This is a genomic window from Plantimonas leprariae (genome assembly GCF_008802405.1).
Taxonomy (GTDB): domain Bacteria; phylum Pseudomonadota; class Alphaproteobacteria; order Rhizobiales; family Rhizobiaceae; genus Plantimonas; species Plantimonas leprariae.
This window is the reverse complement of sequence record NZ_VZDO01000009.1, coordinates 179,431-195,279: the sequence shown is the minus strand read 5'-3', so window position 1 is coordinate 195,279 and position 15,849 is coordinate 179,431. Positions and strand designations below refer to the sequence as shown.

Genomic DNA, 15,849 nt, shown 5'->3' with positions numbered 1-15,849 from the left:
TGCGGGCGCCCTTCGTCGTTCCCGGCGAACCCTGCCGGCCTCAGCCGTAGAGGGCCTTCCAGACGGCGTAGACCACGACGGGGGCGCTCAGGAGCATGACGGGCGGCAGGGCCATCAGCCCCATGACCGCCAGCGCGCGGACCCAGCGGCTGCGGATGCCTGCGGTGATCTGGATGGCTGCCTGTCCCATGGTCGTTTCCTCGATCTGCTGGCCGCCCCGGCGGCCGTTCCGGCCTCGACCAGCGGCATCCCGGCCGGGGGTAGCTGCCTCGCCGACGTGTCGGCGACGCTCGCGCTTGGGCATCGGCGCCCGCGACCGAGGATGCCGTAGAGGCGTTACGGAACGGCGTCCAGGCGGCTTAGGATTCGATCGGATCGGGCTTGCTGACAGCAGGCAACGCGGCCCTGCGCTCGCGCTGGGATAGGGTCTGGGCCTCCGCGGTGTAGTGCCACGCGGCGATCCCGCCGACCATCCACCAGCCAGACTCCATCGCGTCATTCATGCTGCCCGTCCAGAACAGGAGGCCGCCGTAGGCGAGCGCGACGGCCCCGCCGAGGTAGCCCGCGGCGAGGACGAGGCGCCGCGTCCAGGGGCGGCGGTGGAGGGCGTTGGTCAGGACGATCGGCAGCATGGGGGGCCTCCTTGGTGGTCGAGAGACCAGCGTGCGGCGCGGCCGTTCGGGCGTCCAGGTCAGACTTCGTCGGCGAGGATTCCCGCCAGTCTCCATGCGACGGTGATGGCCTCGTCGCAACGCCGCCCGAGCGCGAGGTCGTCGTCCGAGGCTCCGGCCTCGTCGCGCAGCTTGAGATACGCGTCCTCGGCTTCGCGCATCGCCTGCCAGAGCGATTTCCGCAGATCGGAGTACGTGGTCATGAGCATCCTCCTGCGGCGAGCGCCGGATCGCGATGGACGAGCATCCAGGCATCGCGCGCGGCCCGCGCCATCGCGGCGCTGATCGTGTCCTCGATCGCGTCGGCCAGAGGCGGCATGTCGCCGCCCGGAACGACGGCCAGACCCTTCTCCACCGTCGCCCGCCAGCCGCTCGTCGTTGGTGCAACGGTGAGGAGCAGCCTCGGCCGCTCGCGGCCGGAGCCGTCGTCGTCCGCGTCGGCCTCGCGCGGGTCGGCGGCACCGACCATCGCGGCGCTCCACTCGCCGCCGGTCTCGTGCGTCCAGTGCGTGAGACGGAGGTCGGTGCGCACCGCGACGCCGAGGGCGACGGCGGCTGCCGCGGCATGGACGGGCGCGTGGCCGTAGCGGATGGCCAGCGCCTGGCGGATGACGGCGTCGAGTTGGTCGTCAGTCATCCACCACCACCCTGCCGCCGCCGAGTGTCCCGGCCTGCGCGTACTCCGCCAGTTCGACGTCGATCGATCGGCTGCTCGGCGGCAGGCCATTCTTGATGCGCAGGGCGTCGACTGCGTCCCACACGACGCCCATCGTCTCGGCGTCGAGGTCTCCGGCCATGGCCTTCATCTTGTCCGAGATGGCCGTCGTCACATCATTGAGGTCACCGAGAGCCTTCTCGACCTCTGCGGCCGCGGGGTCACGCGGGTGCGTTGCGCTGTTCTTGATGTCCATGGATGTCTCCGGGGGAACCGCTCCCCACCACGTCGCCGGCCATCCTTCCGGCGACGTGGTGGAGGGCGGCGGGCCGTGGCCCGCCGGGTGCATCAGTTCACCCTTCGCTGGGTCGGATCGACGAAGCCGATCTCGGAGCCGCGGAGCCCGGCCATGACGCCCATCTGCACCATGAAGGCCGTTGCCTCCTCCTCGGTCGAGAAGTGCTCGATGGTGTAGCGCTCGCGGCCGAACTCCTGCGGCCCGACCTCCCGCACGACCGTGTCCGGGTACGCCGTGACGAGGAAGAACGGCCAGCCCGGCTCGGACGGCGGGTAGAGGTAAACCGTCAAATCCGATACCCGCAGGCGGCTGCGCCGGGAGCAGGTGCGGTCGGGTCCATCGCGGAAGTTGATGACACCGTCCGTCATCCGGATGGGCTTCTCCAGGGCCGCGAGCAAAGCGGCGCGCTCGCCCGGCGTCTCCACGTAAAACAGCTTGAACGGTTGCTCGAACGAGGCGGGAAGCCGCCCTATGAGGAGGTCAGGCATCCCGTCCATGTAGCCGGGATACCAGAGCGTCGGCATCCAAGCAGAGAGCGGTTGCGTCAGGTCGAGTTTGTCCGTTCGGGGCGGCTGGGTGCCGCCCGCGTTGTGCAAGGTCATCCGTGTCTCCTGTTATGAAGGGAGCCGCCCTTCTCCAAGCCGTCGCGATGCGCGGCGACCGGGAGAAGGGCGGGCCGAAGCCCGCCTGACTGTCAGGCGATACGCACGGGCGGGCTCACGTGCATCGCGCCGCAGGCGATCATCGCATCGAACACCGCGACCTTCAGGGCTGCTCCCTCTGTCGTCGTCTCGTCAGCGGTGCCCTCGATGTGCCGGGCGGCGGCGAAGAGTTCGGCCAACGTCAGTCCTGCGGCTTTGCTCTGGGCCTGCCAGCGGCTCCATGCGGCGGCACCGGGATTGGCCTGATCGGTGATGGTGGTCTGCTGCTCGTCCATGCTGCCTCCTTGTGGCTGGTTCGAGGGTTCTGGCCGTCCCTCACCGGGCCGCTCCGCGTTCGGGAGCGGTCGGATGGGAGGCGGGGGTCAGACTCCGCCCCGTCCCGTTGTCTCCAGCGCCGCCAGCGCCTCGGCCAGCACCGCGCCGGGATCGACGCCGAGGCGGTCGGCCTCCGCAGTGAGGCGGTCGGCCGGGTGCGCGGGGAGCCGCAGGAGGCGGGTGGTCGAGTGCCTGCGGCGGTAGCGGCGGCTCCGCTCGGCGTCGGTCATCGGGCGATCGCCCAGCGGCCTCGCGCCCCGCCTCGTCGGTGTGTCGGTCGTCTCCTGCGTCACTGTATCCGTCTCCGTCACGTGATGTTGTCCGCCATCGTGATGCCGATTATCGCAGTTCGTCAAGCGGAAAACGAAGGTCGAATGCGAATGGTAAACGACATAGGAATGTATATCGTCCGATAATCGCCCCCAATACGGTCTATAAGAATTGTTGACAACAGTGGGTGTTGATCGATGTCCGCGCATGAATGCTTCAAGGACTCGCGATTTACGCAAGGATTCGGCGGAGTGTCGGCAGGCAGTACTATGGATCAACAAGGATTTGGGTAGGGCGCGCAGGCCGACGCACCGTGTCCGACTAAGGACTCGCAAGGATTCGAGGGCGAAGACGACGGGTCGGAAGGATTCGCCGCCCAGAGGACGGGAGACGGATGTGAGCGTCCGTCGCGCGCGGCGTGGAGGGTGAGGAGGACACGTCCGGGGCTGAGCAGGTGAGAGGACCGGGCCGTGGACCATCCCTGCTTTTTTACTATACACCGAATTCCCCACCCCCTCACGCCGCGGACTCCTCGTCCGGCCAGTTCGCGCGGACGGTTTTGCGGTCCATGCCGGACCGGCGCGCGATGCCCGAGACGGTGACCGCCTCCCCAGCCGCACGCGCGGCCTCGATCGCCTCGCGGATCGCGTCGGCCGACCGGGAACGGCGAAGGCCGGCGGCGTAGCGTGCGCCGACCGCCTGACGGGCGGCGACGCCCTGCACGTCCTCGACGGCATCCGCACAGGCGCCGCGGTCGCGCGACCCGTCCCGTCCGGCCCGCGACGGGTCCCAGTGGTCGGCGGCGTAGGTGGCGACACGGTAGAGGATCGCCTGCCCCTGCTTCGGGTTGCTCGCGGCGGCGCTGACGCGCCCGACCAGTGCCCGGAACATGCGCTCGGCCAGCGCGTCCCGATCGCGGCGCAGGATCGCGCCCGCGTAGTCGGCATCGGCGGCGTGGTGCCACTCGCGCAACGTCCCGAACGCAAGCGTCTGCGCGGCGGCGAAGAGGGCGTTCGAGGCCGTCCGCTCCAGGCCGGACAAGGCTGCCGCCGAGTCCCGAATCATCCGGTCCCGCGAAGTGGACGTGTCGACCCACCCCGCCCACTCCGACAAGCTCGGGAACGTGACCTCGTTCCAGACTTGGACCGACCAGAACGGGCTCAGCGGACACTTAACCTTGTCGGGGTTCGAGAGGGCGCCGGGGTCCGCCCCGAGCGGCATCAGCGTCTTGGTGATCCCGGCATGCACGCCGCGCCACAGGGACATGACGTCCCGGCGGCAGCGGCGATCGTCGGAGAACCAGACGCCCTCGTTGTACGGCAGGAGCCACAGGAGGTGCGGGCGCTCGATCCGCCCCGCCTCGTCCTCAAACCCCACCGCGACGGACGGCAGGCACGGCAGCGAGAGGTCCGCGACCTCCTGACGGAGCGCGGCCCACGAGGGGAACACGTGGTCGAGGTCGATCCGGAAGACGGAGCGCACCTCGCTGTTGAGGTGCAGGTACGGCTCGTCCAGTCCGAGAAGCTTGGAGTCCGTTGTCCAGACCACGCCCTTGTCACGGCCGACGCGCATCCGACTCGTCCGCGGCGTCGCGTGCACGATCCGCCGGAGGACGTGACTCGCCTCCGAGCGTAGGCCCCGCTCTAGGAACGGCTCGCGGTGCCGACCGGCGACGGTGCCGCCGAAATGCTCGAAGCCATGAGACAGGCGGCGGTGGATCAGGTCGCGCCGTGACCGGGCCGACGCCACGAAGATTTCCGCTCCCGGCCTGAGGGGGCCGCGCGACGGCTGCCTCCAGTCGTTCCTGATCTCGCGGACCCAGGCTTCCTCATCCCAGCGCGTCTCGAACTCGCGGACGGAGGTTGGAAGTGGGGCGGACCCAAATTGTTGACACGCGATTTGGACAGAGTGGGGCGTCGGGGAGGCTGGGGGATATCCCAGCCCGCAGGTCAAACGTGTGCCGCCAACGGATTGACGGCATCCAGCATGGACGCCATGATTCTCTCGCCTCTATGGACCCCCGCCGAGCGCCTGGCAGCGCGATGACGCGGGGGTATCCATTTCAGGCTGTCGCCGGTGCTCGCGGGCGTCAAGCGCGGATGTGGTGGCGCTCGTCACGTCGATCCCGTCCGCGCCGGGGTCGCGACAATGCGAACGATCCGGGCAACTCGCGGTAGGGGGCGTCGTGCCAAGGTGGTGGCTCTACCTTGAAGGAGTCTCCATGCGCCACGCCGCCCGCGTATCCCTCGCCGCCCTTCTAGCACTGTCGTCCACCGTCGCCGTCGCCGGCCCCGACATGTCCCGGCAGGTCTCGGCCGGGGTGCAGCGCGGCGCGGAGCGGTTCGACGGGATCTACAGGGAAGGCGGGATCGCCGCGGCATCCGATGCCGTCCGGGCCTGCTACAAGTCCCTCAAGCGATCGGCGGCGGGGAAGCTCGCCGAGTGCGCTGCCCTCGACATCGTGTCGGCGAGCGTGGACCAGCAGGCCGTCCACAGCCTCGGGGTGCCGCCCTACGCGTTCTTCTCGGGGACGGGACCAGAGGGACGCATCCTCGCCGGGATCAAGACGGTCGGCCTGTCGGCGAAGGAGAAGGCGACGTTCGACAGGGCGCTGGAGTCGACGCTGGCCTCGGCCGCGGCGGAGTTCATGGCGGAATAGGGCAATGCCGACGGCAGCCGTAACGAACGTCGTCGTTACGGCTCGATCGGCGGCGGGACGCTCCCGTCGGCCCGCTCGGGCGTTCCGTCTGCCTGGACAGGTCCGGGGCGCCGCTCCGTCGTCGAAACGAGGAACCTGACGGCGGCGAAGGCGACGACCGCCCCGCAGCCGAGGAACGCCGTGACCAACAGGCCGCCGCCGACCCCCATCCAGTCCGTCGCGAGGGCGAAGGCGAACGGGGCCGCCGAGCCGACGATCAGCCGAATGGACGTGACCCGCCCCTGCAACGCGCCGTACCCCTTTGGGCCGAAGAGCGCGAGCGGCAGGGTGCCCCCGACGATGCTGTAGAGGCCGTTCCCGAGGCCGAACAGGGCCGCGAAGACGGCAGCCCCGACGGGCGAGGGCGCGGTGGCCGCGAGGATGACCAGGGAGGCAGGCAGAAGGGCGGCGGAGATCACCGCGAGCGCCAGCGGGGACAGGTCCCGCCCGAACACCATGAGGGTGAAGCGGCCAGCGACCTGCGCCGGCCCGAACACGGCGCTGACCATCACGCCCGCAAGCCCCAGCCCGAGCGCCGAGAGGATCGGCAGCATGTGGACGAGCACGGACGAGACCACGAGGCTCTGGAAGGCGAAGGCGGTGCCCATCAGGAGGAAGGCCCGGGACCGAAGGGACGGCGGCACAAGGCCCCTCGCCGGGGCGACAGTGCCAACGGGTTCAGCCTCGGCCGCCGGGAGCGCCGAGGCATTCGGCCGGCGGGCCAGCCACAGGTGGATGGGCAGGCAGACCGCGAGGTTCATGGCCCCGAAGACAAGGTAGACCTCGCGCCACGACATCGTCCCGTGAAGCCACGTCGTCAGGGGCCAGAACAGGGTCGAGGCGAACCCGGCGATCAAGGTGAGGTACAGGATGCTCCGCTGCGCCGTGCCCGGGTGACGCTGGACCAGCAGGGGGAAGGCGGCCCCGTACTGGACGAAGGTGGACGCGACCTCGATCGCGACGAGCGCGAGGACGAAGGCGGGTGCCGCAGGAGCAAGGGCGGCGGCGACCAGCGCAACGGCGGCCGCGACGGACCCCGCGGCCATGACGCGACCGGCGCCGAAGCGGTCGAGCCAGCGCCCCGTCCAAGGGGCGACCATCCCGCCCGCGAGCAGCGCGGCCGACAGGGCGCCGAACACCCACTCGGTCGGCCATCCGATGTCGCGCGCCATCGCGGGGGCGAGAATGCCGAAGCTGTAGTAGAGGGTCCCGTAGCCGACGATCTGGCTGACCCCGAGGGCGGCGATGTCCGCCCGGGCGCCGCGTGCGTCCCTCACGGGGACGGCACGAGCGGGAGCCATATCCAGAGGGCGACGAGGGTCGACAGGAGCACGGGCGGGGTCAGGACGAGGCCGACCCGCATGTACTGGCCCCAGGTGATCCGCTGCCCCTTGCCTGCGAGGACGTGGAGCCACAGGAGGGTCGCGAGCGAGCCGATCGGCGTGAGCTTCGGGCCGAGGTCGTTCCCGACGACGTTGGCATAGACCATGAGTTCGCGGGTCAGGGGCGCCACGTCGGCCCGGTCGATCGCGAGCGCCCCGACGAGCGTGGCGGGCATGTTGTTCATGACGGAGGCGAGCGCCGCCACCACGAAGCCAGTGCCGACGGTGGCAATGAGCGTGCCCCGGTCGGCGAGCCACCGCAGGATGCCCGCCGCGATGTCGGTCAGCCCGGCGTTCCCGAGGCCGTAGACGACGAGGTACATGCCGATCGAGAACAGGACGATCTGCCACGGCGCCCCGCGCAGGACCTTCGGCAGGTCGACCACCGCACCGCGTCCGCCGGAGAACCACCGTCCCGCGACCGCCAGGAGGACGAGGGCGGCGGCGCCCGTCACGAACGCGATCGGCATGCCGAGCGGCCCGGTCACGAAGTAGGCGACGAGCAGGAGCCCGAGGAGCGGGAACGCGGTCCGGAACACGGCCCGGTCGCGGATCGCGCTGCCGGGGGCCTCAAGCTGGCGCACATCGTAGGTCGCCGGAACATCCTTCCGGAAGTAGGCCCATAGGACAAGGAGCGTCGCTAGCAGCGAGACGAGGTTCACCGGAACCATGACCGCGGCGTAGCGGCCGAAGGACACGTCGAAGAAGTTCGCGGTGACGATGTTCACGAGGTTCGACACGACGAGCGGCAGGCTGGTCGTGTCGGCGACGAACCCGCAGGCGACGACGAAGGCGAGCGCCCCGGCCGGCGGGAAGTCGAGGCGCAGGAGGATGGCGAGCACGATCGGGGTGAGAAGCAGCGCGGCCCCGTCGTTGGCGAAAACGGCGGCGATCGCCGCACCCAGCAGAACGACGAGCGGGAACAGCCGCCGCCCGTTGCCTCCGCCCCAGCGGGCGACGTGGAGAGCCGCCCAAGCGAAGAACCCGGCCTCGTCGAGGACGAGCGAGATGATGATCAGCGCGACGAAGGTGAAGGTCGCGTCCCAGACGATCTCCCAGACCGTCCCGACGTCGCCCCAGCCCACGACGCCGGTCGCCAACGCGACCGCGGCGCCGGCGAGCGCCGACCATCCGATGCCAAGGCCCCGGGGCTGCCATATGACGAGGACGAGCGTGGCGACGAAGATCGCGAGGGCGAGCATGGACGGTCCGGGGACAAGAGGATCAGATGGTGCGCTGGTTCACGCGCGTCGAGAGTTGCTCGGCGCTCTCGACCCGCTCGGAGTAGCGATCCGTCAGGTAGTCCGAGCGACCGCGCACGAGGTGGGTGAACTTCACCAGTTCCTCGCAGACGTCGACGACGCGGCTGTAGAGGGCCGACGGCTTCATGCGCCCCGCCTCGTCGAACTCGAGGAAGGCCTTCGGCACCGACGACTGGTTCGGGATCGTGACCATGCGCATCCAGCGGCCGAGGATGCGCATCTGGTTCACGGCGTTGAAGGACTGCGAGCCGCCCGACACCTCCATGACGGCCAGCGTCTTGCCCTGCGTCGGGCGCTTGGCGCCGAGCGCCAGCGGGATCCAGTCGATCTGCGCCTTCATGATCCCGGTCATCGCGCCGTGGCGTTCCGGGCTGACCCAGACCATGCCCTCGGACCAGTCGGCGAGGTCGCGCAGCTCCTTGACCTTCGGGTGGTCGGGCTCCGCCCCGTCGGGGAGCGGAAGGCCGCGGGGATCGAACGTGCGCACCTCGCAGCCGAACCAGCGAAGCAGGCGACCGGCCTCCTCGGACAGGAGGCGGGAGTAAGATCGCTCACGGATCGAGCCGTGGAGGACGAGGATGCGCGGCGGGTGCGTCGGGGCGCCGGGGCTGGCGAGCGCGTTCCCGTCGATCGGTCGAAGCTGGTCGAGGTCGACGGAGGGCAGGTCGAGAGCGGCGGGGTCCGTCACGCCGCCGGCCCCGAGGCGGCGACGGTTTCCCCGTCTTCCTTCGTGAACGTCGCGGCGGGGTTGGTGAGGAGCGGCAGCACCTTCTCCGACGGGCGGCAGAGCGCAGCGCCCCTGTCCGTCACGACGATCGGGCGGTTGATCAGGATCGGGTGCGCCATCATGGCATCGAGGAGGGCATCGTCGGACAGAGATACGTCCCCGAGCCCGAGTTCGTCGTAGGGCGTGCCCTTCTCGCGCAGGAGGTCGCGCGGTCGGATGCCCATGGCATCGATCAGTTCGATCAGCCGCTCGCGGCTCGGCGGCTCCTTCAGGTACTCGATCACCTGCGGCTCCTCGCCGGACTGGCGGATCATCTCCAGCGTGTTGCGCGACGTGCCGCAAGCGGGGTTGTGGTAGATCGTGACGGTCACGAGCAGGTCTCCGGCGAGCATGACGGGGCAAGGAGGTCGGCGCCGAGGTTCCCGCAGATCTCCGGGTTCCCCGAACAGCAGTCCTCCGTCAGGAAGGCGAGGAGCTGGCGCATGTCGTCGTAGCTCGCGGCGTACAGGACGCGGCGCCCTTCGCGCCACGAGCGCAGGAGCTTGGCGCGCTCAAGCGTCGCGAGGTGGAAGCTCATCCGCGTCGGCGGGATGGACAGGGCCTCGGCGATCTCCCCGGACGGCATGCCGTTCGGGCCGGCGCGGACCAGCATCCGGAAGGCCGAGAGGCGGTCGGTGTGAGCGAGGGCGGACAGGGCAGCAACGGCTGAGTCGTCGTTCATCCCTGCAATATTCCAAACATAATTGTAATAAGCAAGCCATCCTCCGCATCCTGCCGCACTACGGACCGCCCTTGCGGGGAGCGGCAACCGCTACGGAACCACATGCCGACGTTCGGCACCGCCTGCGGATCAGTGAGTTTCGTGCAGGCACTCGCCGTGGTCGCCAAGCACCTCGATCACCCGGCACTCCGCCACCGAGTGGTTCGAGCAGTCCGTCATCCGGGCGACCTCGGCCCGCAGCGCCGTCAGCCGGGCGATCTTGTGGTCGATGTCCGCCAAGTGCGCTGCCGCGATGCGGTCGGCGCTCTCGCAGGGGCGATCGGGCTCACCCGCAAGGGCCAAGAGTTCACGGATCGGCTCGATCTCGAAGCCGAGTTCGCGGGCGTGGCGGATGAAGCGGAGCCGGCGCAGGTCGCCCGCGTCGTAAAGGCGTCGGTTGCCCTCCGTCCTCGGCGGCGACGGCAGGAGGCCGATCTGCTCGTAGTAGCGGATCGTCGGCACCTTGATGCCGCTCGCCCGCGAGGCCTCTCCGATCGGAACACCCTTCGTCATTTTTCCTCTTGCTCCTCTAGCCGCTAGAGGAAGTAGGCCTCTCCCGAGAACGACGCAAGGAGAGCGCCATGAGCACGGTGGCGAACGAGAGCCGCTTCAGGGTGACGGGCATGGACTGCGCGGCCTGCGGCAACAAGGTCGACACCGCGATCCGGCGACTGCCGGGTGTTGAGGACGTTGCCGTGTCCGTGTCCACGGGCGCGGTGAAGGTCCGGCATGCGGCCGGCTTCGATGTCGCCGCGGTGACGCGGCAGGTCCGGAACCTCGGCTACGGAGCCGAGAACGCGGACGAAGCGAACCCGGCATCGGACGGGCAGCACGACCATGGTGACCACGACCATGCGGGCCATGCGCATGACGACCCCGCCGAGGCGGGCTTGCCTTGGTGGCGCACGAAGAAGGCCCGGCTGACGGCAGCCTGCGGCGGGGCGCTGCTCGTGGCCTACGTCCTTGGCCACCTCGCGCCCTCGCTGGAGCGTCCGGCGTTCCTCGCCGCGCTGGCCGTCGGCCTCGTCCCCGTCGCTTGGCGAGCGATCACCGCAGCTCGGTTCGGCACGCCCTTCTCGATCGAGACGCTGATGTCGATCGCCGCCATCGGCGCCGTCTTCATCGGGGCTGAGGAGGAGGCGGCGACCGTCGTCCTCCTGTTCCTCGTCGGGGAGATGCTGGAGGGGCTGGCTGCCAGCCGTGCCCGGGCGAGCATCCAGGGCCTGTTCTCCCTTGTGCCGAAGACGGCGCTCGTCGAGAAGGACGGCCAGACGACCGAGGCGCCCGCGGAGAGCCTCGCGGTCGGCGCCACCATCCTCGTGCGCCCCGGCGACCGCATCCCGGCCGACGGCTCGGTCGTTGAGGGAGCGGGCGAGGTCGACGAGGCGCCGGTCACAGGCGAGAGCGTCCCGAAGCGCAAGGCCGTCGGCGATCCCGTCTTCGCCGGGACGGTCAACGCGGGTTCGGTCCTGCGCGTGAGGGTCACGGCGGCGGCCGCCGACAACACGATCGCCCGCGTCGTCCGCCTCGTGGAGGAGGCGCAGGAATCGAAGTCGCCGACCGAGCGCTTCATCGACCGCTTCTCGAAGGTCTACACGCCGGCCGTCCTCGTGGTCGGCTTCCTCGTCGCCGTCGTGCCGCCGCTCATCGTCGGGGCGGACTGGAACGAGTGGATCTACAAGGGCCTCGCCATCCTCCTGATCGGCTGCCCCTGCGCGCTCGTCATCTCGACGCCCGCGGCCATCGCCGCAGGCCTCTCCGCGGGAGCGCGCCGCGGCCTCCTGATGAAGGGCGGCGTGGTGCTGGAGACGCTCGGCAAGATCACCGCCGTCGCCTTCGACAAGACGGGAACGCTGACGGCAGGCAAGCCCGTCGTCACCGACGTGGTCGCGGTCGGGCGCTCGGCACGGGACGTCCTGTCGCTCGCGGCCGCGCTGGAGAAGGGGTCGAGCCACCCGCTGGCACTCGCCATCCTCGACCGCGTCAAGACAGACAAGGCTCCGGTGCCTCCCGCGTTCGACGCGAACGCCGTCCCCGGTGAGGGTGTCGAGGGCAAGGTCGGCGGCGAACCCGTGTTCCTCGGCTCCCCACAGGCCGCCGGGCGCCGCGTGCCACTCGGCGACGAGCACGCGGCCGCGATCGCCGCGCTGAACGCCGAGGGCAAGACCGTGTCGGTCGTGCTCTCCCGCGTCGGCGTCGCGGGCTACATCGCCATGCGCGACGAGGCACGGCCGGACGCGCGCGATGCCCTCGCCGCCATGAAGGCGGACGGCATCCGCGCGGTCATGCTGACGGGCGACAACCGCACGACAGCCGAGGCCGTCGCGGCCAGCCTCGGCATCGAGGCACGCGCCGAACTCCTGCCGCAGGACAAGCAGCGCATCGTGCGCGAGCTTCAGTCGGAGGGGTTCAAGGTCGCCAAGGTCGGGGACGGCATCAACGACGCCCCGGCGCTGGCGGCGGCCGACATCGGCATCGCCATGGGCGGCGGCACGGACGTGGCACTTGAGACGGCGGACGCGGCGGTGCTGCACGGGCGCGTCCGCGACGTTCCGGACATGATCGCGCTGTCGAAGGCGACCATGGGCAACATCCGGGCGAACATCGCGATCGCCCTCGGGCTGAAGGCGGTGTTCCTCGTGACCACCGTCCTCGGCATCACGGGCCTCTGGCCGGCGATCCTCGCCGACACGGGCGCGACCGTGCTCGTGACCGCCAACGCCATGCGGCTCCTCGGCTGGAGGCCTCGGTGAGCGATGCCGTCGACGACATCCTCCGCGTCGGGCCGGCGATCGTGTTGGCGATCACCGTGGCGTGGCTCGCGCTCGCCACCCGCCGAACGTCCCGGGAGATCGGCAGGCGGGCCTACGGTTTCGGCATCCGACAGACGCTGGCCCGCATCCTGTTCGCCGCTGCCGTCGTCGGCGGCTTCGTGTCCCTCGGACTCCATGCCGCGGGAAGCGCGTCGGCCTCGTTCGCACCGCTCGCGGGAGAGGCCTCCGCCGTCCGTCTGGCCGGGCTGGCGCTGGCCGTCGCAGGGCAGGTCCTGACGGTCGTGGCCCGGAGCGAGATGGGCCGACGCTGGCGGGTCGGCATCCCCGACGAGGCGCCCGATGCCTTGGTCACGACGGGTTTATTTGGCCTCAGCCGCAACCCCGTGTTCCTCGGGATGCTCGCGATGGCATCCGGCCTTGCGGTCGCCGTGCCGTCCCCGGCGGTGATCGGTTGCGCGCTCGCCTTCTGGATCGCCTGCGAGGTTCAGGTGCGGGACGAGGAGCGCTTCCTCGAACGCTCCTTCGGCCCGGCCTATACCGCATACCGAAGCGCCGTGCGGCGCTGGATCTGACATGGAACAGGGATGACCCTCATGGGACGCAGACGGACGACGATCATCGCCGGAGCCTTCGCGCTCCTTTCCGTACCCGCGCTCGCGGCGGAGACCGTCGACGTGTTCTCGACGTCGGGGTGCGGCTGCTGCATCGGCTGGATCAAGCACCTGGAGGAGGCGGGGTTCGAGGTCACGAACGAGAACCTCGCCATGGCCGACCTATATGCCAAGAAGACGGGTGCCGGACTGAAGCCCGGGCAGACCTTGTGCCACACGGGTTTCGTCGGCGGCTACGTCGTCGAGGGCCACGTCCCGGCGGCCGAGGTGAAGCGCCTCCTCGCCGAGCGCCCGGACGCGGTCGGCCTCGCCGTTCCCGACATGCCCGCGGGCAGCCCCGGCATGGGGACTAGCGACGAGCCCTACGAGGTGCTCCTCGTCGCCCGCGACGGCACGTCCACGGTCTTCGCGAGGTACCCGAAGTGAAGGCTTCGACGCTGGCGGCGGCCGCCGTCGCCTGTCTCGCCCTCCTCAGGCCCGCCGCGGCGCACGAGTTCAAGGCCGGGGACCTGACGATCGACCACCCCTCGTCTCGGCCGACGCCGCCGGGCGCGAAGGTCGGCGTCGGCTACGTCTCGATCCGCAACGACGGGACGGAGCCTGACCGTCTGGTCGGCGGCTCGGCGACCGTCGCCGGCCGCTTCGAGGTCCATGCCTCCACGGTCGAGGACGGCGTCGCGCGCATGCGCCGCGTCGAGGACGGGGTCGTGCTGGAGCCGGGTGCGACCGTCACGCTCGCCTCGGGCGGCACCCACTTCATGCTGCTCGACCTCAAGGAGCCGATCGTGAAGGGCCAGGCGTTCGACGGTACCCTCGTGTTCGAGCGTGCCGGAACCGTGCCGGTCCGCTTCTCGGTCGAGGGCTTCGGCGCCGCTGCGGCTGCCCCCTCTCACGAAGGACACCAGCCGTGAACCTGCGCACCGTTCGGATCGCGCTTTGGGGCGCGGTCGTAGTGGCTGCGGGCGCCCTCGTCGGCGTGGCATGGACGCTTCCGGGCGGCGTGTCGGCACCCGCCGCCGGAACCTCGGCGGCTGTCCCGATCGGCGGCGAGTTCGCCTTGGTCGACGAAGACGGCAAGCCGCGGACGTGGTCCGACTTCCGCGGCAAGCCCGTCGCCGTTTTCTTCGGCTTCACGCACTGCCCCGATATCTGCCCGACGACGCTGGGCGAACTGTCGGTCCTCCTTGCGGACCTCGGCCCTCGCTCCGACGGTCTCCAGGTCGTGCTCATCAGCGGGGACCCAGAGCGGGACACGCCGGAGGTCCTGAACGCCTACCTCCAATCGTTCGACCCGATGATCGTCGGTCTGACGGGGCCGGTGGCGGAGGTCGAACGCGCCTTCTCCACGTTCAGGGCCTACCGCAAGAAGGTGCCGACGGAGAGCGGCGACTACACGATCGATCACTCCGCCGGCGTCTACCTCTACGACCACGACGGCGGCTTCGTCGGCACGCTGGACATGCACGAGGACATGGAGGTGCGGCGGGAGAAGGTGGAGCGCCTCCTCGCACGTTCAGGCGGGGACGCAGCCACCTTGGACCGAGGTGGACGCACGGCCGAAGCGGGTAGCCATAACGAAGTGGAGACGGCCGATGTCGGCACAAACGGTTGACGGGGCGAAACTGCCCGTCGGCATGCGCGGCACACCAGCCCGCCGCTTAGCACCTTTGCACGGAGCATGGGTCGTCGCACTCGTTGCGACGCTCGGCGCGCTCTTCGTCGGCGAGGTGATGGGACAGGTGCCATGCGTCCTGTGCTGGTACCAGCGCGTCGCGATGTTCCCGTTGGCCGTCCTGCTCGGCATCGCCGCCTTCCGGGGCGACTGGGGCGTGCAGCCCTACGCGCTGCCGCTCGCGGTCGCCGGGTTCGCGGTCGCCGCATTCCACGGCCTTCTCTATGCCGGGATCGTGCCCGAGACCATCGAACCTTGCGGGGCGGGTCCGTCCTGCGCGAGCGCCGACATGACGATCCTCGGCATCCTTCCGCTGCCGTTCCTGTCCCTCGCGGCCTTCGCCGCGATCTCGCTTCTCCTTACCATCCCCTTCGACAGGAAGCGCGCATGAACCGCCGGGCCTTCGTCGCGTCCACCGCCGCCGCCGCCTTCCTCGCCTTCGGCGGTGGAGCGGTTTGGTATCGAAGCAGACGCCCGGAAGCCGCCCCGCTCTCGGCGGAAGGTGACCGCCTCGTGCGTCCCCACTCGCCCGTCATCGGGCCGGCCGCGGCGCCGGTCACGCTGGTCGAGTTCTTCGATCCCTCCTGCGAGGCCTGCCGCGCCTTCCATCCCATCCTCGGGCAGATCATGTCCCGGCACCCCGACGACCTCCGGTTGGTGCTGCGCTACACGCCGCTCCACGAAGGCTCGGACGAGGCGGTGCGCATCCTGGAGGCTGCACGGCGGCAGGACAGGTTCGAGGCGGTTCTCGACCGCCTGTTCGAGCGGCAACCGGAATGGGCGATCCACGGCGCGCCCGACATCGCGAAGGCATGGGAGATCGCTGGCACAACAGGCATCGACCTCGACCTTGCCCGACGAGATGCCACGCTGCCGGAAGTGACGGCCGTCCTCGAACGCGATGTCGCGGACCTCGAAGCCGTCGGCATCCAGAGAACGCCGACCTTCTTCGTCAACGGGAAGGAGCCGTCCGCGTTCGGACCACAACCTCTCTACGAAGCGATCGTCGCCGAGATCGAAAGGTCGACGGCGGATAGCTGAGTTCGGACGGCCTACAACGTTCGGGCGCCTCTCCATCCCCTCGACGGCACT

At 70.0% G+C, this 15,849-nt stretch carries 23 protein-coding genes; 8 read left to right on the top strand and 15 right to left on the bottom strand.

The window, feature by feature from the left end; genetic code table 11:
* Window positions 1–40: 40 nt before the first annotated feature.
* From F6X38_RS23390 to F6X38_RS12730, 9 genes are all read right to left on the bottom strand, one after another.
* Window positions 41–190, bottom strand: coding sequence for a hypothetical protein (locus F6X38_RS23390; protein WP_019996276.1), 150 nt, complete (start codon window positions 188–190; stop codon window positions 41–43).
* Window positions 191–359: 169 nt separating this feature from the next.
* A complete protein-coding gene (locus F6X38_RS12765; protein WP_150970207.1) occupies window positions 360–632 on the bottom strand; it encodes a hypothetical protein in 273 nt (90 codons plus the stop codon).
* Window positions 633–691: 59 nt separating this feature from the next.
* On the bottom strand, window positions 692–874 hold the full coding sequence (locus F6X38_RS12760; RefSeq protein WP_150970206.1) for a hypothetical protein: 183 nt from the start codon (window positions 872–874) through the stop codon (window positions 692–694).
* Window positions 871–1,308: a hypothetical protein gene (locus F6X38_RS12755; protein ID WP_150970205.1), complete on the bottom strand. Its 438-nt coding sequence runs from the start codon at window positions 1,306–1,308 to the stop codon at window positions 871–873. The genes F6X38_RS12760 and F6X38_RS12755 overlap by 4 nt, the downstream gene beginning before the upstream one ends.
* Window positions 1,301–1,582, bottom strand: a complete 282-nt coding sequence (locus tag F6X38_RS12750) for a hypothetical protein (RefSeq protein WP_150970204.1) — start codon at window positions 1,580–1,582, stop codon at window positions 1,301–1,303. Before F6X38_RS12750 ends, F6X38_RS12755 begins: the two co-directional genes overlap by 8 nt.
* A gap of 92 nt (window positions 1,583–1,674) precedes the next feature.
* The gene (locus tag F6X38_RS12745) at window positions 1,675–2,226 is read right to left on the bottom strand and encodes a hypothetical protein (RefSeq protein ID WP_150970203.1); all 552 of its coding nucleotides are present in this window, start codon (window positions 2,224–2,226) and stop codon (window positions 1,675–1,677) included.
* A gap of 92 nt (window positions 2,227–2,318) precedes the next feature.
* Entirely contained in the window at window positions 2,319–2,561 is a 243-nt protein-coding gene (locus tag F6X38_RS12740) for a hypothetical protein (RefSeq protein ID WP_150970202.1), read from the bottom strand.
* 87 nt (window positions 2,562–2,648) lie between these two features.
* Complete coding sequence (locus F6X38_RS12735) at window positions 2,649–2,912, bottom strand: hypothetical protein (RefSeq protein ID WP_150970201.1); 264 nt, start codon at window positions 2,910–2,912, stop codon at window positions 2,649–2,651.
* A gap of 475 nt (window positions 2,913–3,387) precedes the next feature.
* Entirely contained in the window at window positions 3,388–4,620 is a 1,233-nt protein-coding gene (locus F6X38_RS12730) for a hypothetical protein (protein WP_246191323.1), read from the bottom strand.
* Window positions 4,621–5,092: 472 nt separating this feature from the next.
* Between F6X38_RS12730 and F6X38_RS12725 the strand changes: the two genes are divergently transcribed.
* Entirely contained in the window at window positions 5,093–5,530 is a 438-nt protein-coding gene (locus F6X38_RS12725) for a hypothetical protein (RefSeq protein ID WP_150970200.1), read from the top strand.
* A 35-nt stretch (window positions 5,531–5,565) separates the two neighbouring features.
* On the opposite strand, the gene arsK is transcribed toward F6X38_RS12725, so the two are convergent.
* From arsK to F6X38_RS12695, 6 genes are all read right to left on the bottom strand, one after another.
* Window positions 5,566–6,870, bottom strand: coding sequence for an arsenite efflux MFS transporter ArsK (gene arsK, locus F6X38_RS12720; RefSeq protein ID WP_425482854.1), 1,305 nt, complete (start codon window positions 6,868–6,870; stop codon window positions 5,566–5,568).
* Window positions 6,843–8,153 carry an arsenic transporter gene (locus F6X38_RS12715; protein ID WP_150970199.1) on the bottom strand — a complete coding sequence of 437 codons (1,311 nt, stop codon included), beginning with the start codon at window positions 8,151–8,153 and terminating at the stop codon, window positions 6,843–6,845. The genes arsK and F6X38_RS12715 overlap by 28 nt, the downstream gene beginning before the upstream one ends.
* 22 nt (window positions 8,154–8,175) lie before the next feature.
* Window positions 8,176–8,901 (bottom strand): arsenical resistance protein ArsH, encoded by a 726-nt coding sequence (gene arsH / locus F6X38_RS12710; RefSeq protein WP_150970198.1) that lies wholly within the window; start codon window positions 8,899–8,901, stop codon window positions 8,176–8,178.
* Window positions 8,898–9,311, bottom strand: a complete 414-nt coding sequence (gene arsC, locus F6X38_RS12705) for an arsenate reductase (glutaredoxin) (RefSeq protein WP_150970197.1) — start codon at window positions 9,309–9,311, stop codon at window positions 8,898–8,900. Before arsC ends, arsH begins: the two co-directional genes overlap by 4 nt.
* Window positions 9,308–9,661, bottom strand: a complete 354-nt coding sequence (locus F6X38_RS12700) for an ArsR/SmtB family transcription factor (protein WP_150970196.1) — start codon at window positions 9,659–9,661, stop codon at window positions 9,308–9,310. The genes arsC and F6X38_RS12700 overlap by 4 nt, the downstream gene beginning before the upstream one ends.
* Before the next feature lie 129 nt (window positions 9,662–9,790).
* On the bottom strand, window positions 9,791–10,213 hold the full coding sequence (locus F6X38_RS12695) for a MerR family transcriptional regulator (RefSeq protein ID WP_150970195.1): 423 nt from the start codon (window positions 10,211–10,213) through the stop codon (window positions 9,791–9,793).
* 68 nt (window positions 10,214–10,281) lie between these two features.
* Between F6X38_RS12695 and F6X38_RS12690 the strand changes: the two genes are divergently transcribed.
* The 7 genes from F6X38_RS12690 to F6X38_RS12660 are packed head-to-tail and all read left to right on the top strand — an operon-like array spanning window position 10,282 to window position 15,798.
* The gene (locus F6X38_RS12690; protein WP_150970194.1) at window positions 10,282–12,453 is read left to right on the top strand and encodes a heavy metal translocating P-type ATPase; all 2,172 of its coding nucleotides are present in this window, start codon (window positions 10,282–10,284) and stop codon (window positions 12,451–12,453) included.
* Window positions 12,450–13,046 carry a methyltransferase family protein gene (locus F6X38_RS12685; protein WP_161992741.1) on the top strand — a complete coding sequence of 199 codons (597 nt, stop codon included), beginning with the start codon at window positions 12,450–12,452 and terminating at the stop codon, window positions 13,044–13,046. Before F6X38_RS12690 ends, F6X38_RS12685 begins: the two co-directional genes overlap by 4 nt.
* Window positions 13,047–13,067: 21 nt before the next feature.
* Window positions 13,068–13,511, top strand: coding sequence for a DUF411 domain-containing protein (locus tag F6X38_RS12680; protein ID WP_150970192.1), 444 nt, complete (start codon window positions 13,068–13,070; stop codon window positions 13,509–13,511).
* Window positions 13,508–13,996, top strand: a complete 489-nt coding sequence (locus F6X38_RS12675; protein ID WP_150970191.1) for a copper chaperone PCu(A)C — start codon at window positions 13,508–13,510, stop codon at window positions 13,994–13,996. The genes F6X38_RS12680 and F6X38_RS12675 overlap by 4 nt, the downstream gene beginning before the upstream one ends.
* Complete coding sequence (locus F6X38_RS12670; RefSeq protein WP_246191321.1) at window positions 13,993–14,697, top strand: SCO family protein; 705 nt, start codon at window positions 13,993–13,995, stop codon at window positions 14,695–14,697. Before F6X38_RS12675 ends, F6X38_RS12670 begins: the two co-directional genes overlap by 4 nt.
* The gene (locus F6X38_RS12665) at window positions 14,678–15,148 is read left to right on the top strand and encodes a disulfide bond formation protein B (protein ID WP_150970190.1); all 471 of its coding nucleotides are present in this window, start codon (window positions 14,678–14,680) and stop codon (window positions 15,146–15,148) included. The genes F6X38_RS12670 and F6X38_RS12665 overlap by 20 nt, the downstream gene beginning before the upstream one ends.
* A complete protein-coding gene (locus tag F6X38_RS12660) occupies window positions 15,145–15,798 on the top strand; it encodes a DsbA family protein (protein ID WP_150970189.1) in 654 nt (217 codons plus the stop codon). Before F6X38_RS12665 ends, F6X38_RS12660 begins: the two co-directional genes overlap by 4 nt.
* Window positions 15,799–15,849: the final 51 nt, after the last annotated feature.

What these genes read in the sequence shown, in the direction of transcription:
- F6X38_RS12680 (WP_150970192.1), top strand. Translation starts at nt 13,068, where the DNA reads ATGGGACGCAGACGGACGACGATCATCGCCGGAGCCTTCGCGCTCCTT.
- F6X38_RS12765 (WP_150970207.1), bottom strand. Translation starts at nt 632, where the DNA reads ATGCTGCCGATCGTCCTGACCAACGCCCTCCACCGCCGCCCCTGGACG.
- F6X38_RS12660 (WP_150970189.1), top strand. Translation starts at nt 15,145, where the DNA reads ATGAACCGCCGGGCCTTCGTCGCGTCCACCGCCGCCGCCGCCTTCCTC.
- F6X38_RS12755 (WP_150970205.1), bottom strand. Translation starts at nt 1,308, where the DNA reads ATGACTGACGACCAACTCGACGCCGTCATCCGCCAGGCGCTGGCCATC.
- F6X38_RS12695 (WP_150970195.1), bottom strand. Translation starts at nt 10,213, where the DNA reads ATGACGAAGGGTGTTCCGATCGGAGAGGCCTCGCGGGCGAGCGGCATC.
- F6X38_RS23390 (WP_019996276.1), bottom strand. Translation starts at nt 190, where the DNA reads ATGGGACAGGCAGCCATCCAGATCACCGCAGGCATCCGCAGCCGCTGG.
- F6X38_RS12745 (WP_150970203.1), bottom strand. Translation starts at nt 2,226, where the DNA reads ATGACCTTGCACAACGCGGGCGGCACCCAGCCGCCCCGAACGGACAAA.
- F6X38_RS12715 (WP_150970199.1), bottom strand. Translation starts at nt 8,153, where the DNA reads ATGCTCGCCCTCGCGATCTTCGTCGCCACGCTCGTCCTCGTCATATGG.
- F6X38_RS12740 (WP_150970202.1), bottom strand. Translation starts at nt 2,561, where the DNA reads ATGGACGAGCAGCAGACCACCATCACCGATCAGGCCAATCCCGGTGCC.
- arsK (WP_425482854.1), bottom strand. Translation starts at nt 6,870, where the DNA reads ATGGCTCCCGCTCGTGCCGTCCCCGTGAGGGACGCACGCGGCGCCCGG.
- F6X38_RS12725 (WP_150970200.1), top strand. Translation starts at nt 5,093, where the DNA reads ATGCGCCACGCCGCCCGCGTATCCCTCGCCGCCCTTCTAGCACTGTCG.
- F6X38_RS12700 (WP_150970196.1), bottom strand. Translation starts at nt 9,661, where the DNA reads ATGAACGACGACTCAGCCGTTGCTGCCCTGTCCGCCCTCGCTCACACC.
- F6X38_RS12760 (WP_150970206.1), bottom strand. Translation starts at nt 874, where the DNA reads ATGACCACGTACTCCGATCTGCGGAAATCGCTCTGGCAGGCGATGCGC.
- F6X38_RS12665 (WP_150970190.1), top strand. Translation starts at nt 14,678, where the DNA reads ATGTCGGCACAAACGGTTGACGGGGCGAAACTGCCCGTCGGCATGCGC.
- F6X38_RS12750 (WP_150970204.1), bottom strand. Translation starts at nt 1,582, where the DNA reads ATGGACATCAAGAACAGCGCAACGCACCCGCGTGACCCCGCGGCCGCA.
- F6X38_RS12690 (WP_150970194.1), top strand. Translation starts at nt 10,282, where the DNA reads ATGAGCACGGTGGCGAACGAGAGCCGCTTCAGGGTGACGGGCATGGAC.